This is a genomic window from Microbacterium sp. str. 'China' (genome assembly GCF_002993305.1).
GTDB classification, from domain to species: Bacteria; Actinomycetota; Actinomycetes; order Actinomycetales; family Microbacteriaceae; genus Microbacterium; species Microbacterium paraoxydans.
The window spans coordinates 122,487-139,116 of the sequence record NZ_CP027434.1 but is presented as its reverse complement, the minus strand read 5'-3'; the positions used below and the strand labels follow the sequence as shown (position 1 = coordinate 139,116).

Annotated in this window: 17 protein-coding genes and 1 pseudogene; 10 read left to right on the top strand and 8 right to left on the bottom strand. The window is 69.7% G+C overall.

All coding sequences use genetic code 11. The features are described from left to right. From C6C15_RS00655 to C6C15_RS00645, 3 genes and pseudogenes are all read left to right on the top strand, one after another. A complete protein-coding gene (locus tag C6C15_RS00655; protein ID WP_060923281.1) occupies positions 1 to 372 on the top strand; it encodes a DUF1048 domain-containing protein in 372 nt (123 codons plus the stop codon). Further along, on the top strand, positions 369 to 1,187 hold the full coding sequence (locus C6C15_RS00650; RefSeq protein ID WP_105949013.1) for an ABC transporter ATP-binding protein: 819 nt from the start codon (positions 369 to 371) through the stop codon (positions 1,185 to 1,187). Before C6C15_RS00655 ends, C6C15_RS00650 begins: the two co-directional genes overlap by 4 nt. After that, positions 1,184 to 1,951, top strand: a pseudogene (locus tag C6C15_RS00645) (ABC transporter permease). The gene C6C15_RS00650 and the pseudogene C6C15_RS00645 overlap by 4 nt, the downstream one beginning before the upstream one ends. 135 nt (positions 1,952 to 2,086) lie before the next feature. On the opposite strand, the gene C6C15_RS00640 reads toward C6C15_RS00645, so the two are convergent. The 6 genes from C6C15_RS00640 to C6C15_RS00615 all read right to left on the bottom strand — a co-directional run bounded on the left by C6C15_RS00640 (position 2,087) and on the right by C6C15_RS00615 (position 9,703). After that, positions 2,087 to 3,586: a lipase maturation factor family protein gene (locus tag C6C15_RS00640; RefSeq protein WP_105950722.1), complete on the bottom strand. Its 1,500-nt coding sequence runs from the start codon at positions 3,584 to 3,586 to the stop codon at positions 2,087 to 2,089. Between the two features lie 56 nt (positions 3,587 to 3,642). Continuing rightward, positions 3,643 to 4,620 (bottom strand): choloylglycine hydrolase, encoded by a 978-nt coding sequence (bsh, locus tag C6C15_RS00635; RefSeq protein WP_105949012.1) that lies wholly within the window; start codon positions 4,618 to 4,620, stop codon positions 3,643 to 3,645. A gap of 146 nt (positions 4,621 to 4,766) precedes the next feature. After that, on the bottom strand, positions 4,767 to 5,675 hold the full coding sequence (locus tag C6C15_RS00630; RefSeq protein ID WP_060923285.1) for a glycine betaine ABC transporter substrate-binding protein: 909 nt from the start codon (positions 5,673 to 5,675) through the stop codon (positions 4,767 to 4,769). Between the two features lie 152 nt (positions 5,676 to 5,827). Then, complete coding sequence (locus tag C6C15_RS00625) at positions 5,828 to 6,787, bottom strand: ABC transporter permease (RefSeq protein ID WP_060923286.1); 960 nt, start codon at positions 6,785 to 6,787, stop codon at positions 5,828 to 5,830. After that, positions 6,787 to 8,178 (bottom strand): quaternary amine ABC transporter ATP-binding protein, encoded by a 1,392-nt coding sequence (locus tag C6C15_RS00620; RefSeq protein ID WP_234024191.1) that lies wholly within the window; start codon positions 8,176 to 8,178, stop codon positions 6,787 to 6,789. The genes C6C15_RS00625 and C6C15_RS00620 overlap by 1 nt, the downstream gene beginning before the upstream one ends. 331 nt (positions 8,179 to 8,509) lie before the next feature. Next, complete coding sequence (locus C6C15_RS00615) at positions 8,510 to 9,703, bottom strand: class I SAM-dependent methyltransferase (RefSeq protein ID WP_105949011.1); 1,194 nt, start codon at positions 9,701 to 9,703, stop codon at positions 8,510 to 8,512. A 204-nt stretch (positions 9,704 to 9,907) separates the two neighbouring features. Here C6C15_RS00615 and C6C15_RS00610 point away from each other — a divergent pair, with 204 nt between their 5' ends. From C6C15_RS00610 to C6C15_RS00595, 4 genes are all read left to right on the top strand, one after another. Then, positions 9,908 to 10,297, top strand: a complete 390-nt coding sequence (locus C6C15_RS00610) for a GntR family transcriptional regulator (protein WP_060923259.1) — start codon at positions 9,908 to 9,910, stop codon at positions 10,295 to 10,297. Then, positions 10,294 to 11,211 carry an ABC transporter ATP-binding protein gene (locus C6C15_RS00605; RefSeq protein WP_062637529.1) on the top strand — a complete coding sequence of 306 codons (918 nt, stop codon included), beginning with the start codon at positions 10,294 to 10,296 and terminating at the stop codon, positions 11,209 to 11,211. Before C6C15_RS00610 ends, C6C15_RS00605 begins: the two co-directional genes overlap by 4 nt. Then, positions 11,211 to 11,897, top strand: coding sequence for a hypothetical protein (locus C6C15_RS00600; RefSeq protein ID WP_105949010.1), 687 nt, complete (start codon positions 11,211 to 11,213; stop codon positions 11,895 to 11,897). The genes C6C15_RS00605 and C6C15_RS00600 overlap by 1 nt, the downstream gene beginning before the upstream one ends. Positions 11,898 to 12,072: 175 nt before the next feature. Next, entirely contained in the window at positions 12,073 to 13,191 is a 1,119-nt protein-coding gene (locus C6C15_RS00595) for an FUSC family protein (protein ID WP_105949009.1), read from the top strand. 1 nt (position 13,192) lies between these two features. On the opposite strand, the gene C6C15_RS00590 is transcribed toward C6C15_RS00595, so the two are convergent. After that, on the bottom strand, positions 13,193 to 13,783 hold the full coding sequence (locus C6C15_RS00590; protein WP_060923262.1) for an ArsR/SmtB family transcription factor: 591 nt from the start codon (positions 13,781 to 13,783) through the stop codon (positions 13,193 to 13,195). 70 nt (positions 13,784 to 13,853) lie between these two features. Here C6C15_RS00590 and C6C15_RS00585 point away from each other — a divergent pair, with 70 nt between their 5' ends. After that, positions 13,854 to 15,152, top strand: coding sequence for an MFS transporter (locus C6C15_RS00585; protein WP_105949008.1), 1,299 nt, complete (start codon positions 13,854 to 13,856; stop codon positions 15,150 to 15,152). Between the two features lie 15 nt (positions 15,153 to 15,167). On the opposite strand, the gene C6C15_RS00580 is transcribed toward C6C15_RS00585, so the two are convergent. Beyond that, positions 15,168 to 15,386 (bottom strand): SCO4848 family membrane protein, encoded by a 219-nt coding sequence (locus C6C15_RS00580; protein ID WP_105949007.1) that lies wholly within the window; start codon positions 15,384 to 15,386, stop codon positions 15,168 to 15,170. 119 nt (positions 15,387 to 15,505) lie between these two features. On the opposite strand from C6C15_RS00580, the gene C6C15_RS00575 reads away from it, so the two are divergent. Both C6C15_RS00575 and C6C15_RS00570 read left to right on the top strand, forming a co-directional pair. Next, on the top strand, positions 15,506 to 16,129 hold the full coding sequence (locus C6C15_RS00575) for an RNA polymerase sigma factor (RefSeq protein WP_234024190.1): 624 nt from the start codon (positions 15,506 to 15,508) through the stop codon (positions 16,127 to 16,129). Continuing rightward, positions 16,126 to 16,581 (top strand): hypothetical protein, encoded by a 456-nt coding sequence (locus C6C15_RS00570; RefSeq protein ID WP_105949005.1) that lies wholly within the window; start codon positions 16,126 to 16,128, stop codon positions 16,579 to 16,581. The genes C6C15_RS00575 and C6C15_RS00570 overlap by 4 nt, the downstream gene beginning before the upstream one ends. Positions 16,582 to 16,630: the final 49 nt, after the last annotated feature.

Below are 16,630 nucleotides of genomic sequence, written 5' to 3'. Positions count from 1 at the left end.
ATGGCCGCCAAATGGATCGAAGCGCTCACCGGATCGCTCGAGCAGAAGAAGCAGTACAAGCAGGCGAAGGCGCGGATCGAGGCTCTGCCGGAGCCGTACCGCACGGTCGCCAACGCCCAGCACCGCTACACGATGTATTACGGGGGGATCACCGACGGGGACACCCTCGTGCAGATCTTCCTCGACCTCGCCGACCTGTGGGAGCGCGCCGCGATCGACGGCACCCCGATCGACGACATCATCGGCGACGACCCCGTGGAGTTCGCCGAGAACTACGCCGAGGCCTACGGCGGCACGCAGTGGGTCGACAAGGAGCGCGCGCGGCTGAACAACGCGGTCGCGGAGGCGAGGAAGAAGGAGGACGAGTCATGACGACGCCGGCCCTCTCGGTGCACGGCATCGAGAAGTCGTACAAGGATCTGCACGTGCTGCGCGGCGTCGACTTCGAGGTGGAGCGGGGATCGATCTTCGCCCTCCTCGGGTCGAACGGCGCGGGAAAGACCACCATGGTGCGCATCCTCTCCACGCTGCTCACGGCCGACGCGGGCACGGCGACGGTGCAGGGCATCGACGTCGCGGCGAACCCGGTCGGAGTGCGCGAGAGCATCAGCCTCACCGGACAGTTCGCTGCGGTCGACGAGATCCTCACCGGACGCGAGAACCTGGTGCTGGTCGCGAAGCTGCGGCATCTCCCCGACGCCGGCGCCGTGGCCGATCGGCTTCTCGCGCGCTTCCGGCTCGCCGAGGCCGGGGGCCGCAAGGTCGGCACGTACTCCGGAGGGATGCGGCGCCGGCTCGACATCGCGATGAGCCTGGTCGGCGACCCCGAGGTCATCTACCTCGACGAGCCGACCACGGGCCTCGACCCCGAGTCGCGCATCGAGGTGTGGGACGTCGTGAAGGAGCTCGCGGGCGGCGGCACGACCGTGCTGCTCACCACGCAGTATCTCGATGAGGCGGAGCAGCTGGCCGACCGCATCGCGATCCTGCACGAGGGCCGCATCATCGCGAACGACACGCTCGCCGGACTGAAGCGGCTCCTTCCGCCCGCGAAGGTCGAGTACGTCGAGAAGCAGCCCACCCTCGAGGAGATCTTCCTCACCCTCATCGGCCCCTCGGGCCCTTCGACAGGCTCAGGGACCCAAGCTGGCTCAGGGACCCAGGTCCAGAGAGGAGATGCAGCATGACCACGCACTTCGCCGCCGACACGGCGACGCTCACCGGCCGCTCCATGCGGCACATCTTCCGCAGCCCCGACACGATCATCACCACCGCGGTCACCCCGATCGCCCTGATGCTCCTGTTCGTGTACGTCTTCGGCGGCGCTCTCCAGCAGAGCACCGGCGCCGAGAACTACGTGAACTAGCTGCTGCCGGGCATCCTGCTCATCGCGATCGCGTCGGGCATCGCCTACACGGCGTTCCGGCTGTTCACCGATATGCAGAGCGGCATCTTCGAGCGGTTCCACTCCATGCCGATCGCCCGGTCGAGCGTGCTGTGGGCCCACGTGCTGACGTCGCTCACCGCGAACGCCATCACCCTCGCGGTCATCTTCGGGGTCGGCTTCCTCATGGGCTTCCGCACCGGGGCGAACGTCTGGGCCTGGCTCGGAGTGATCGGCATCCTGATGCTGTTCACGCTGGCACTCACCTGGTTGGCGATCATCGCGGGCCTGAACGCGAAGACGGTCGACGGCGCGAGCGCCTTCTCGTATCCGCTGATCTTCCTGCCGTTCATCAGCTCGGCGTTCGTGCCGACCGACACCATGCCCGCACCGGTGCAGTGGTTCGCGGAGAACCAGCCGGTGACCTCGATCGTCGACACCATCCAGGCGTTGTTCGCGGGGGAGCCGGTCGGGTCCGACATCTGGGTCGCTCTCGCCTGGTGCGTCGGGATCCTCGTGGTCGCCTACGTGTTCGCGATCATCTCGTACCGGAAGAAGGTCAGCTGATCGACGTCAAGCGAGACGGAACGCTCCGACCGGGGACTCTCCCCGGCCGGGGCGTTTCGCCGCGCTCGGCGGCCGTCCGAATCGCCCGAATGGCTCCATTCCGCCGGGATTTGCCGCACAGTGGGCGACTCGAAGTCAGCGGAGACCGACCGGACCGAGCACCACGCGCCGACCGGTCCGGACCCAGACGGCGCCGTCGACACGGTGCTCGGCGCGGGTCGTGAAGCGGTAGCGGTACGACACGGCACGCACCCACCGCGGCCGCTCGCCATCGAAGGGGTCCACGCGCAGCATCCGCAGCGTCGGGGCATCCGCCTCCAGGAGCCGCACGAGGAACACGGAGAACCAGTCGTCCAGCGAGTGGCCGAGCGGCAGGAACCACATCAGCCAGTCGAGCCGCAGGTGATACGGGGCGAACTGCCGCGGGATCCGCCGCACGTCCCCCGGCTTCCCGCGGAACTCGTACTCGCGCCAGTGCCGGCCCTCCTCGTCGTCCGACCCCTCCACGACGATCTCGATCCGCTCCCGCGTGACCGTGCCGAAGGCTCCGTAGGCGTTGGCGAGCTGCCAGCGGTGAAAACTCGCGTTCATGAGCTGCCGTCGCGCGAAGAGGTTGCGCACGGCGGGCACGCTCAGCACGACGAACAGCACCCCGACCGCCGAGGTCACCACGACCCACCACAGCGGCATACCCGACACCGTCCACGGCAGCGAGGTCTCCGGCGCCCGCTCCGGAGTCCCGATGCCGGGGAGGCCGATCGCGGAGAACCCGAGCACGATCGTCGCCCCGTTCAGCCACGCGAAGTTCCCGGTGAGCACGAGCCACAGCTGCGTCGCGATCACGATGCCGCCGGCGACGGCGCCGACCCACGCGACCCCTTCGACAAGCTCAGGGACCCACGCGCGGTCGGGGAGCCACAGCGACAGCAGCGGGGCGAAGAGGAAGAACGGCACGACCAGCTGCGCGACGTGGTTACCGACGACCTCGAGCTTGTGGAACCACCGCGGCAGCAGATGCGCCTGGCGGCTCAGCGGCCCGGGCATCGGCTGGGTCTCGTGGTGGAAGGTCATCGCGGTGAGGTCGCGCCACTCGCGTCCGCCGCGGATCTTGATCATCCCCGCACCGAACTCCAGCCGGAACAGCAGCCACCAGAACAGCACGATCACCACGGTCGGCGGCGGCTGGTCGTTCGAGCCGAGGAAGGCCGCGAGGAACCCCGCCTCCAGCAGCAGCATCTCCCACCCGAAGGAATAGAACGTCTGCCCGATGCTCACGACCGACATATAGCCGAACCACAGGGCGAGGAAGGCGAGCATCGGCACCCACGGCGGTCCGAGCTGCGGCACCCCGGCGATGAGCAGGGCGGCGATGACGATCCCCGCCCCGCACAGCGCGACCAGGCGCCGGTCGGTGTAGCGGACGCGGGTGAAGAGCGTGGGGTGCAGCAGCTTCCGGCGCTCGCGCTTCTGCGCCACCCAGTCCAGCAGCACGGGCGCGGGCAGGAGCCCGTGCTCACCGAGGAGCGGACGGAACTGGTTGAGCGTCGAGACGAACGCCACGAGGTACAGCGCCGCGATGCCCCGCTGCAGGGCCTCGCGGGCGAACCCGAAGTCGACCGCCGCGAACCCGTCCACGGCCACAGGCTACGCCGCGGCCGCCCTCCCGATGAGGGGGTTGCGCGGAGCGGAGATCAGTTCTGCATCGCGATCTGCTGCCCCTTCACGAGCGGATAGGCGACGAGGTCCGTACCGTCGAGATCCTCCTTGTGCATGTCCACACCGGTGATCTGACTGTTCTCGTAGGTCGTGTAGTAGTACACGCCCGTGGCGGTGTTGGTGCACGACGAGTAGATGGTGATCTCGTACTTCTCCTCATCGCCGACCTGCACGCACCCGCGCTGCTGGGCGACAGAGCCGAGGATCTGGAAGAACTGGCTGATGGACTCCGACTCCGTCGTCCCGCACACCGAGTTCATGCGCGTGAACACCGCCTTCACGAACCGCGACGATGACGACAAGTCGCCCGGCAGCCCGATCCCTCCCATGCCGCGACTGTAGAGGTCCATCGGCACGTCCGAGGCGAACGTGTTCTCCGGCTGCCGCTTCGAGAGGTGCTGATAGTCGTTGAGCCGGAAGCTCTGGATGTCGAAAGTGGGGTTGTTCGTGAGCACGCCCCACGGGTTGTCGTAGACCTTGAGGCCGCCGCGCACGCTCTCGACCGTGATCGATGCGCTCTTGTCGGCGATGATCCAGTGCAGCGGCGACAGCGGGAACTCCGGGCTGAAGTCGATGTCGACGAGACTCACCGACCGCAGCGCCTCTTTCACCTCGGCCACCGTCTCGAACTGTCCGAGGACCCAGGGGATGAACTCGAACGGCGTGACCTCGGTGTCCCCCGACCCCGCCGCCGGATAGTGCGCGTTGTCCGGGAAGTTGAGCCCCGCCATGCCGAGCCCCTTCTCGTTGACCGCGTCGTAGTAGAGCGGGTAGCCGTCGGCGATCGTGGCGATCCCGATGATCGCGTGGTGCGTCGGCAACGACGGCAGCCGGTGGAACGGGAACGGGAAGTTCCGCGGTGTGACGGTCACGGTCTCGTTGTACGAGAACTCCAGATCGAGATTCCTCCCGAAGTAGTGGTCGGCGGTCGTGAAACTCAGTCCTGTGCACATGGTCGTGTCCCCCCATCCGCGGGCCGGTCGACCCGCCGGTTTCGCGCCATGCTTCCACCTCCCGTACCGGAATGTAAGTGGGGTCACCCGCGACGAAGGAGGGCCTCCCGGCGCGGGAGACCCTCCTTCGAGACGTGCGACGGGTGTCAGCTGGTGACGGTCCAGTCGAACTGGTCGCCGTACTCCTCGAGCCACGCGTCGACCGCGTCGGCTTCCTTGCCCTCGCCGTACTCGTTGACCACGAGGTCTTCGAGCGCGCCGTACTGCTCGTCGTCGAGCTTGATCTTCTCGATCAGCTCGGCAGCCTCGGGGAACTCGTCCGCGAAGCCCGCGGTACCCAGGAAGTGCAGGGCCTCGGCCTCGCCCATGGCGCCCTTCGGGTCTTCGAGGTCCTTCACGGGGAAGGCGTCGTTGGCCCAGAACGGACGCCACAGCGTGACGACGATGTCCTCCTTCTTGTCGGTCGCGGTCTTCAGCTCGGTGAGCATCGCCGCGGTCGACGAGGTGACGAGCTCGTACTCGCCGTCGAGGCCGTACTCGGGCATCATCTTCTGGGTCTGGGCGGTCAGGCCCGCACCCGGCTCGATGCCGTAGATCTTGCCGTCGAAGTCGGCGCCCTTGCCCGCGAGGTCCTCGATCGAGGTGAGCTCGGAGTACTCCGGCACCGCGAGGGTCAGCTTGGCGTTCTCGTAGTACTTGCCGAGGTCTTCGATGTCGTCGCCGTACTTGTCCATGTACGAGGCGTGGGTGAGTTCCGGCCACGCCGACGGGTAGATGTCGACATCGCCCTGCGCGAGCCCGGTGTAGAGCGGGCCGGCCTCGGTGAGCGTCTTCATCTCGACCGTGTAGCCGATCTTCTCGAGCTGGTCCTGCAGGAGGTAGGCGGTGCTGAGGCCGTCGGTCCAGGAGGGCAGGAACCCGAGGGTGATGGTGCCCTTGTCGTCGGCGCCGTCGCCGCCACCGCTCGTGCCGCCGGCGCCGTCGCCGCTGCATCCGGCGAGGGTGAGCGCTGCGGCAGCCCCGAGGGCGGTGATGGTCAGGATCTTCTTCTTCATGTGACTCTCTCTCTTGCGTTCCGTATGTGATTCAGGAGGTGCGGACGAGGCCGCGGGACAGCTGTGCCGGGATCGAAACCGTGCCGGGATCCGCGCCCCCGCGCCCCTTTTCCGTCCCGCACCGGACGAAAGGGGGTGGGGGACGCGGGGGCTCAGGCGCGGGCGAGCTCGGATTCGGTCGAAGCCTCCTCGGCGGGCGCGGAGGCTGCGGGCTCCGACGCCACGGGGGCGGAGGGCCGGGACGAACCGCGACGCTTCAGCATGCCGAGGAGCGAGGAGCGATTCTCGCCGGGGGCACCCAGAGCGGCGGTCACCCGGTCGAGGAACACGGCGATGAGCACGACGCCCAGTCCGGCCTCGACACCCTTGGGGATGTTGATGGTCGAGATCGCCTCGACGACCATCTTCCCGAGCCCGTCGGCACCGGCCATGCCGGCGATGACCGCCATCGACAGGGCGAGCATGATGACCTGGTTGACGCCGGCCATGATGGTCGGCATCGCGAGCGGGAGCTGAATGCCGCGGAGGATCTGCCCCGGCGTCGCTCCGAAGGCGTGGCCGGCCTCGACGGTCTCCGCGTCGACGCCGCGGATGCCCAGCTCGGTCAGGCGCACGCCGGGAGGCAGCGCGAAGATCACGGTGGCGACGAGTCCGGGCACCACACCGATGCCGAAGAACACGATCGCCGGGATCAGGTACACGAAGGCCGGCATGGTCTGCATGAAGTCGAGCACCGGCTTGAGCGTCGCGCGCACGGTCGCATTGCGCGCCGACCAGATGCCGAGCGGCACCGCGATCAGCACGGCCACGACCGCGGCGACGAGCACCAGAGCGAGCGTCTGCATCGCCGGGACCCAGAGGTCCATGGCGACGATGAGCCCGAACGACAGGATCGTGCCGATGGCGAGCTGCCACGAGCGCACGAGCCAGGCGATCAGCGCCGCGATCACGATGATGACCGCGAAGTGCGGCGTGAGGAGCAGGCGGGTGAGGCCGTCGACGAGGAAGCTCACCACGAACGAGACCGCGTCGAGCAGGCCGTCGAGGTTGGCGGTGATCCAGTCGACGCCGGCGGCGACCCAGTCGCCCACGGGGATGCGGAAACCGTCCATCAGCGCACCTCCTCCGTGTCGACCTGGGCCCCTGAGGCGAACCCGCCCTGGGCCCCTGAGGCGAACCCGCCCTGGACCCCTGAGGCGAACCCGCCCTGGGTCCCTGAGCTCGTCGAAGGGCCGGGCTCGGCCGTCCACCCGTCGTCGAGCACGGCGTCGATCTCGGCCTGGGGCATGGGGGTCATCGGCAGCAGGATCTCCTCGGTCGCTCCGGGCCCGGGACCGAGCGCCGCGAGCAGCGTGACGCGCGGGATCACGCCCGCGAGGCGGCCGTCGGCATCCGTCACCGCGAGAGGCAGCGGCGACTCGACGGCCGGGACGAACAGGTTCATGAGGACGTCGTCCTCGCGCACGCTCTGCAGCACCGGCTTGATGATCGAGTCGAGGCGCGTGGCGCCCTGTCGCACGAGCTTCACGGCGTCGCGGTCGGTGACGACGCCGACGAGCTGGCGGTCCTTGCCGACCACGTAGGTCGCCGACATGTAGGCGTCGCGCATCTGGCGGAGCGCGGTGCGAGGACCGGCCGACTCGGCGACGACGGGGCGCGGACGCTCCATGACGTTCGCGGCGGTGAGCACCCGGGCACGGTCGACGTCCTGCACGAACTGCTCGACGTAGTCGTTCGCCGGGTCCATGAGGATGTCCTCCGGCGTGCCGATCTGCACGATGCGGCCGTCGCGCATGACGGCGATGCGGTCACCGAGGAACATGGCCTCGTTGAGGTCGTGCGTGATGAAGACGATGGTCTTCTGGAGCTTCTGCTGCAGCTCCAGGAGCTGCTCCTGCATCTCGCGGCGGATCAGCGGGTCGAGCGCGCTGAAGGCCTCGTCCATGAGCAGGATGTCGCTGTCGGCCGCGAGGGCGCGGGCGATGCCCACGCGCTGCTGCATGCCGCCGGACAGCTCGGACGGCAGCTTGTCGCCCTGGCCCTCGAGCCCGACGAGAGCGAGGATCTCCTCGGCCTTGGCCTGGCGCTCGGCCTTGCCGACGCCCTTGAGCTCGAGCGGGTAGGCGACGTTCGCGGCGACCGTGCGGTGCGGCAGCAGCGCGAAGTGCTGGAACACCATCGAGATGCGGTCGCGGCGGATCTCCCGCAGGCGGGCGGCCGGGATCCCGGTGATGGGGTCGCCCCCCACGGTGACGGTGCCGGCGGTGATGTCGTGCAGCCCGTTGAGCATGCGGATGATGGTGGACTTGCCCGATCCGGACAGGCCCATGATGACGAAGATCTCACCGCGGTTGACGGTGAAGCTGGCGTCGATGACGGCGGCGGTCCCCGCGTCGGCGACGGCGGCACGGCTCTCCCCGGCCTTCAGCCGGCGGACGGCGGCGCTCGGATTCCTCCCGAACACCTTGTACAGATGGCGCGCTTCGAGTGCTGTTTCGGACACGTTTCCCCTGCGGCTCGGCCTTCGGGTGGCTGAGCCTGCTTCGGTCACGCCCGGGTGATCCTCACGAGGCCGTTCGACGTCTTCGCTGTGGCGGCACAGGCGGCGGATTTCGGATCCGCCGCAGAGGGGATCGACCGTACGCCCACGCCTCTTCGCCGCACAGCTCATCGAAGGAAGGACGTGACCGCGGACTGGTCTATGGGCCGTCAGGCCCGCAGACCAACGTAACGAAATGGCCGGTCAGCGGCAAATCCTGCGCCACGGAGCCGCCCGGGTTTCCGGCGCTGACCGGGGGATAGTACGAGCGTCTAGCAATCTCGGCGCACCGCGTTCACGGGCGTCGGACGGTGCGCGTCACGGTGAACTTCGGGGTGCGCCGGAGCTGCTCGGTGGGGCCGAGGAGCCGGGTCAGCTCGGCCCGATAGCCGAGGCTCGAGTTGTACACGGTGAACAGCTCGCCGCCGGGGCGGAGCAGACGCGCGGCGGCTTCGAACAGGCGGGTCGCGGCGCCGGTGTGCACGCTGGCACCGAGGTGGAACGGCGGATTCAGGAGCACCGTGTCGAAGCTCCCCGCGGCGAGCGCCGAGCCCGCGTCGTCGTGGGTGACCTCGACCCGATCGGCCACCCCGTTCGCCGACGCGGTGGCACGGGCGGAGGCGACGGCGGCGGCCGAGCGGTCCGTGGCGACGACCCGGTCCCGCGGGGAGGCGAGTGCCCAGGACACGGCGAGCGCGCCGGTCCCGCAGCCGAGGTCGAGGACGCGGCGCCCGGCGTTCACAACTCCGGAAGAACGGCTGCTGTCGCCGCCGTTCCGCTCGTTCTCGGCGCGTGTCACCTCTGTTCTCCTGAGTTGTGGACCGCCCAGGCCGAGCACCTCGAGCAGGACCCGGGTGCCGATATCGAGGCGGGACCCGGCGAAGGCGCCGCCGTGGGCCACGAGGACGAGGTCGCCGTGCCGCGCGGAGACCGGGAACGGCGGCGACTCCGGTACCGGGAGGGGTTCGGTGGCGACGAGCAGCCGCGACTTCCGCTCCGCACGCTGGGCCTGGACGTGGGCGAAGCTCCGCGCCAGGACATCGTTCTGCGCCAGAGTCATGTGCTTCACTCGACCGCCGGCGACGAGCGCCACGTCAGGCGCAGCCCACCGGGCGACCGCATCCGCGATCTCCTCCAGTTCGGCGAGGGCCTTCGGGAGCTGCAGCAGCACCAGTTGTGCACCGGCGAGCAGGCCCTCGTCGAGTTCGTGCGGGGTGAACCCACCGATCCCGAGCTCCTCGGCGTTGCGGGCGAGCGCGCGGCGTCCGGTCGCGAGGTCCTGGTGCACCCGGATCCCGCGCCGCCCAGCCGCCGTGAGAGCCAGCGTGATCGCGCCGTACTCGTCGCCGATCACGACCGTCTCGGACCCCGGCACGTCGAGAGCGAGCGCCCGTTCCACCAGCAGCAGATCGGTCGCATCGTGGGCCTGGAGGTTGTCCGCCTCGACGTCGGGCCAGCGACGCAGACGACTGTAGGGGAACTCCGGCACCAGCCCACTGTACGCGGCCGGCCTCACCCCCTCCCCGTGCACAAGTTCGGAGCTGACGGCCGACACGCCGCCAGAACCGACCGTCGGGCGGCATGTCGACGGAGATCTCCGAAGCTGTGCCCGTCCACATCCAGAGGGGTTGACACCGTGGCTGGTTCCGTGGTTACTTAGTCAAGTAAGTAACCCAGCAACCACGGAGGACTCGTGATCGAAGAAGGCAAGCCGCTCTTCCTCCAGATCGCCGAGCAGATCGAGGACTCCATCCTCGACGGCTCGCTGGCCGAGGAGGCGCAGGCCCCTTCGACGAACGAGCTCGCCGCGTTCTACCGCATCAACCCCGCCACTGCCGCGAAGGGAGTCGCCATGCTCACCGACAAGGGAGTGCTACACAAGCGCCGAGGCATCGGCATGTTCGTCTCGGAAGGCGCCAGGGACCTGCTCCTCGGCGAGCGCCGCGCGGCCTTCGCCGACCGCTACATCGACCCGCTCCTCGCGGAGGCCCGCACGCTGGGCCTCGGCGCGGAAGACCTCGCGGACCTGCTCCGTCAGCGCGCCGCATCCGCCCCCACCCCAGAAGGGAAGAACCCCGCATGACCGCCGTCATCGAGGTGCAGAACCTCACCAAGCGCTACAAGGAGAAGCGGGCGCTCGACAACGTGTCGCTCGCCCTCGAGGGAGGCTCGATCTACGGGCTGCTCGGCCGCAACGGCGCCGGGAAGACGACACTCATGTCGATCCTCACGGCCCAGAACTTCGAATCCTCCGGCACCGTTAAGGTGTTCGGCGAGCACCCGTACGAGAACGCGCATGTGCTCGGCCGGATCTGCTTCGTCCGGGAGAGCCAGAAGTACCCGGACGATGCGACCCCGCGGCACGCGTTCGCCGCCGCCCGCCTGTTCTTCCCGCACTGGGACCAGGGCCTCGCGGACGAGCTCATCGCGGAGTTCCAGCTGCCGATGAAGCAGACCATCAAGAAGCTGTCCCGCGGGCAGCTCTCCGCGGTCGGCGTGATCATCGGCCTGGCCTCCCGCGCCGAGATCACGTTCTTCGACGAGCCCTATCTGGGACTCGACGCGGTCGCCCGGCAGATCTTCTACGACCGTCTCGTGGAGGACTACGCGGAGCACCCGCGCACGATCATCCTCTCCTCGCACCTGATCGACGAGGTCGCGAACCTCATCGAGAAGGTCATCGTGATCGACAACGGCCAGATCCTCCTCAACGAGGACACGGATGCCGTCCGCGACCGCGCCGTGACCGTCGTCGGCGACGCCGCCAAGGTCGACGCCTGGGTCGGCGATCGCGAGGTGCTGCACCGCGACGAGCTCGGTCGCGTGGCCTCGGTCACCGTGCTCGGTGCGCTCACCGCCGACGACCGCGCGGAGGTGCGGGCCGCCGGCCTCGACCTCGCCCCCGTCTCGCTGCAGCAGCTCATCGTCCGCCTCACCCAGAAGGCGGAGACCCGCACCGGCACCAGAGCCGACGCCACCACGGAAGGAGTCCGCTGATGCGACGCACACTCAACGTCATCCGCCTGCAGCTCATCAACCGGCAGACCTTCGTCTGGGTGCCGCTGATCATCCTCGCCTCGGCAGTGGTGATCTCGGTCCTCATCTACGCGATGATCCCCGGCGACGCCCCCAAGTACGGCGGAGGCGGCCAGGCACCGCTGTGGTACTTCTTCGCGATCGGGCTGTCGGCCATGACGCTGACCTTCCCGTTCTCCCAGGCCATGAGCGTCACCCGGCGCGAGTTCTTCATCGGAACCCTGCTGACCGCGATCCTCGGCAGCGCGCTGCTCGGTCTGCTGTTCCTCCTCGGCGGCGCGATCGAGCTGGCCACGAACGGGTACGGCGTGAACGGCTGGGTGTTCCACCTGCCGTGGCTGTGGGAGGCCGGACCGCTCGGAGCCTTCATCGTCTACTTCACCCTCGCCCTGTTCTTCTTCGTGGTCGGGTTCACCGGCGCGACCATCTACAAGAGCTGGGGCCCGATGGTGCTCACCATCGTGGGCGTCGCCCTGGCGCTCCTCCTCGTGGGGGTCGTGTTCCTCGTGACGCGGCTCGAGCTGTGGGGCGACGTGTGGCTCGGCATCCTCGACCTCGGCGCCGTGGGCCTCGCCCTCTGGGGGCTCGTGGTCGTCGCCGTCCTCAGCGGCGTCTCCTTCCTCGCGTTCCGCCGGGCCACGCCCTGACGCGACGACCGGAATCCGCCGATGCCGCGGCCGCGCACCCCGCGCGGTCGCGGCATCCGCGTTCGGCCGCCCTCTACCCGGCGACCCGAGGCGGGGCAACCCGGTGGCCGCGCGCCGCCTACCGCCCTATCCTCGCCAGAGATGGACCACCCGACCGCCGCGAGGAGAGGATGACGTGACGCCCGACCTTTCGCGCCTGCGCGTCCGCGAGCGCCGCTCGTACCTCGCCCGCACCGTCCGTGAGGCGGTCCGCCCCGCCCGTCTGCTCCTCGTGGTCAAGACGGCGCTCGCCGTCGGACTCGCGTGGACGATCGCGCCGCACATGCCGGGGGTCACCGACGAGTACCCGTATTACGCACCCCTGGGCGCGCTCGTGAGCATGTACCCCACGCTCATGGGGTCCATGCGGTCGAGCCTGCAGACGCTGTTCGGTCTGGCCACCGGCATCGGTCTGGCCGCGGTGATCGTGCTCACGGTCGGGCCGACGTGGTGGACGATCCCGCTCGTTGTGGGACTCGGCGTCCTCGTCTCCGGCACCGGCTGGTTCGGCGTCGGCAAGGAGTACGTCCCGATGGCGGCGCTGTTCGTGCTCATCATCGGCGGTCAGAACGCGGACGACTACTCCCTCGGCTACCTGGCCCAGATGGGGGTCGGGATCGTCATCGGTCTGGTGGTGAACCTCCTCTTCGCCCCCGCCCCGCTCATCGGATCGGCCGAGGCGCGGGTGGAGGAGTTCCGACGACAGCTCGCCGGGCACCTCCACGACATCGGCTCCGCGGTCTCGGAGTCCTGGCCGCCGGAGACCGCACAGTGGGCCGACGATGCCGCAGCGCTCGCCGAGACCACCGCCGACCTCCGTGCCGCCCTGGCCGAAGCCGACGAGAGCGTCCGCTACAACCCGCGCGCGCGCCGCCGGCATGCGGGAACCGCCCACATCCACGAGCAGCTCTCCACCCTCGACCGCATCGCGCACCTCATCCGGGACATCGCCGACGCGACGGCCGACACGATCTGGGAGCGTCCGGCGGCCATGCCCCTGGATCCTGCCCTGCCCGAGCCGTTGTCGGCGGCCTGCCACGCCGTCGCCGACGTCATCGCGGAGGACGACCCCGCCTCGAGCGCGGCGCATCGCCGCCGCGCGGAGGCGGCGCGCGCGATCCGGCTGCTGCTGGAGAAGGTCGACGACCGCACGTTCGACGTGCGCAGCTCGATGGGACCGGGCGTGCTGACGGCGATGCACCTCCGCCGCATCCTCATCCTCAGCGGCGAGCGCCTCGACGACGAAGACGAGTGAGTCAGATGGTGTCGTCGGCGACGACGATGTCCAGCTGCCAGTGACGGCCCGCGGGGTCGGTGTCGTCGTGCGCGTCGTCGGCGGCGGAGAGCACGTCATCGATCTTGTGCATCACGTCGTCGAACTCGGCCTCGGTCAGTCGGATGGTGCGCTGCACGAACGACGCGTGCACGTCGGCGGTGCGACCGGACACATACTCGGGCGTCCAGGCCACCACACGGCGGAGCAGGTCGACGTGGTCCTCTGCGAGCGCGGCCACCACCGCATCGCCGAGCGCCTCGTCCGCGACCGGATTCTCCGGACCGCCGACGGTGAGGGCGCCCTTGCGTCCCGTCCACACGCGGTCGCGACGGTCTCTGGCCTGCTCCGGAGCCTCCTCGATGAGCCCCGCCTCGGCGAGCACCCGCAGGTGGAAGCTGGCGCTGTTGGCCGGCACGTCGAGCGCGCCGGCGATGTCCGCGGCGCGCAGGAAACCGCGGCGCGCGATGAGGCGGAGGATCTGGCGGCGTAGCGGGTGTGAGTAGGCCTTGAGCATGGCCGACGTCATGAAGGCGGCGTCCTCCCGAGAGGTCTTCTCCGCGTCGTCAGCCATTCCCCGATCCTAGTCACGCAAATGCGCACGAACAGTTGCGCAATTATTCTTGCGGAACTATCGTCGAGCCATGAGCACGACGAGCACTCCGCACCGCCTGTGGCAGAACACGCGCTACCTCACCTGGCTCGTGAGCGACACGAGCAAGGGGCTCGCCTCGGCGCTCTTCGGGTTCGCGGTCCCGCTCCTCGCGCTCGTCATCACGAACGACCCCGCACAGGCCGGCATCATCGCGGGGGCGGGCATGGTGGCGCGGGTGCTGCTCACCCTCGTGGGCGGGATCATCGCGGACCGGCACCGGCGCATCGTGCTCATGCTCGTCGGCTCGATTCTGGGGATCGTGCTGGCCGGGGCCTTCACCCTGCTCGCCCTCGGCGGCGCCCTCACCTTCGCGACCCTCCTCGTGATCGACGTGCTGCTGGCCGCGCGGAGCGGCCTCTTCGACGTCGCCGGCGAGAGCGCGCTGAAGGAGATCGTCCCGGACGACGCGATGGGGCGCGCGCAGGCCGCGAACCAGGGGCGCGATGCGGCCCTTCAGCTCGCCGGCGGCCCGCTGGGCGGGCTGCTGCTCGGCGTAGGCGGCTGGCTCGTCGGCGCGGTCATGACCCTGTGCCACCTCGTCGCCGCCGTGACCGCCGGGCTCCTCGGGCGACAGGTCCGGCGCGCGGGCATCGCCGACGTCGGCGCTCTGGACGAGGACGACGGCGGCGCGCCCCCCGCGCGCCCGAACGCCTGGCGGGAGTTCCGCGAGGGCTTCGGCTGGCTGCTGTCCCGTCCCGACCTCGGCGGCGTCATGCTCATCATGACCATCGTGAACCTCGGCTTCAACGCCGCGATCACCACGGCCGTCTATGCGCTGCAGCAGGCGGGCCATTCCGAACTCCTCATCGGAACCGTCAGCGCGGCCATCGGTGCCGTGATGCTCGTCGGCGCGATCGTCGCCCCCCTCCTCGTGCCCAGGATCCCGGCGGGCATGCTTACGATCGGCGGGCTCGCAGTGGTCGCCCTCGGCGCCGTCGTGCTGTCGTTCGCGTCGGCACCGTGGACCGTCGCCGCCGTCCTCGGTGCCACCGTTCTCCTCGTCCCCGCCCTGAACGCCGGGATGATGGGCTACTTCATGGTGGCCACGCCGTCACGTCTGCTGGGACGCGCGAACAGCGCCATGGGGGTCCTCGCGATGGGCGCGATGCCGCTCGCCCCGCTCATCGCCGGCTTCGGCCTGGCCGGGCTCGGACGACAGGGCACCATCCTCATCTGCGCGGCCCTGTGCGTGGTGGCCGCCGCCCTCGCGATCGGGAACCGCGCCCTCCGCAGCCTCCCGGTCGAGTCTCGCTGGGCCGCGCACGCCGCCCGGTACGAGGGGGACTGAGGTGGAGACACTGCGCTAGGGCGCGACCGCGAGCACGGTGATCCCCGCCGCCGCGGAGGCCACGGCCAGCACCAGCGCGATCACGATGAGGATGACGTGCACGCGGAGGAACGGGGTGGCTTTGCCGTTCTCGTCCCTGGCACGCGGGTCCTTCGCGACGCGGCTGTAGAACCGCGGCCAGACCAGCACGTTGAAACCGGCGTTGAGGAACAGCACGACGACGAGAGCGATCACCCCTCCACGCTAGCGAGGGCGGCGTCGCACCACGGATCCGGCCGTCGGAATTCTTGGACGGCGACATGTATCACCGAGCCCTTGCCGTGCTCCTGGTAGGTGTGATCACAATGGGCTTCATGATCGACGGTGCCCCCGGCGCCGCCTTCGATCCGGCATCCGACGACGGGCGCGCACGCTGGGAACGCGCCGCGGACCTGTTCGATGCGTGGCGCGATGGCGACGGCCGCTCGATGGACGACCTGGTGCGGCTGATGACGCCCGTGCTCTGGCACGTCGTGCGCGCCTACGGCCTCGAACGCACTATCGCAGAAGACGTCGTGCAGACGACCTGGCTCCAGCTCGTGCGCGGCCACGGCGCGATCGTCGACTCACGTGCCGTCTCCGCCTGGCTGACGACGACCGCCCGCCGCGAGGCCTGGAAGGTCGGCAAGGCGAACGGTCGCGTCGACACCGCGGAGTCCGACGACCTGGACGCCCTCCTTCCGGAGCAGGCGTCCGCGGAGGAGCACGCCGCGCTCGACGACGAGAACCGCCGACTCTGGGCCGCCGTCCGCCGCCTCGCCGAGCGCTGTCAGCGCCTGCTCCGGGTGATCGCCTTCGAGGACCGTCCTGACTACGCGCGCCTCGCCCGCGACCTCTCCATGCCGGTCGGCAGCATCGGCCCGACCCGCAGCCGCTGCCTCGCGAAGCTCCGCGACCTCCTCGACGCCCCGGCCACCCGGACGGAGGGACGATCATGAGCGATGAGGACGACGCCCGGCTGTTCGCCCGTCTGCGCAGCCTCTGGAGAGAGGTCGATCCCGTCCCGGCCGGCCTCATCGACCGGATGGTCGCCGCGGTCGCCGCGGACGGGCTCAACCGCGAGTACGCTCTGCTCACGCTCGTGGAAGGCCAGCTCGGCGCTGTCCGCGGCGAGACCGACGCCCTCACCCTGCAGTTCAGCGACGGCAGCACGAGCATCCTCCTCCACGTCACGACGACCGGGTCCGGGCGACGGCGGATCGACGGCTGGGTGGACACCGCCGCCGCGGAGATCCTGTTGCTGCAGGGCGAGCGCGAGCGCCGCACGACCCCGGCGGAGACCGGCCGATTCGTGTTCGACGAGGTGCCGTCCGGGCTCAGCCGCGTGCGCCTGACCGCGACGGTCGGCGACGAGACCCGCACCCTGGAGACCCCGCAGTTCGAGTTGTGACCCCGCGTCGCCGGCGCCGTCGCCGGCGATGCCCACGGAGAGGATGACC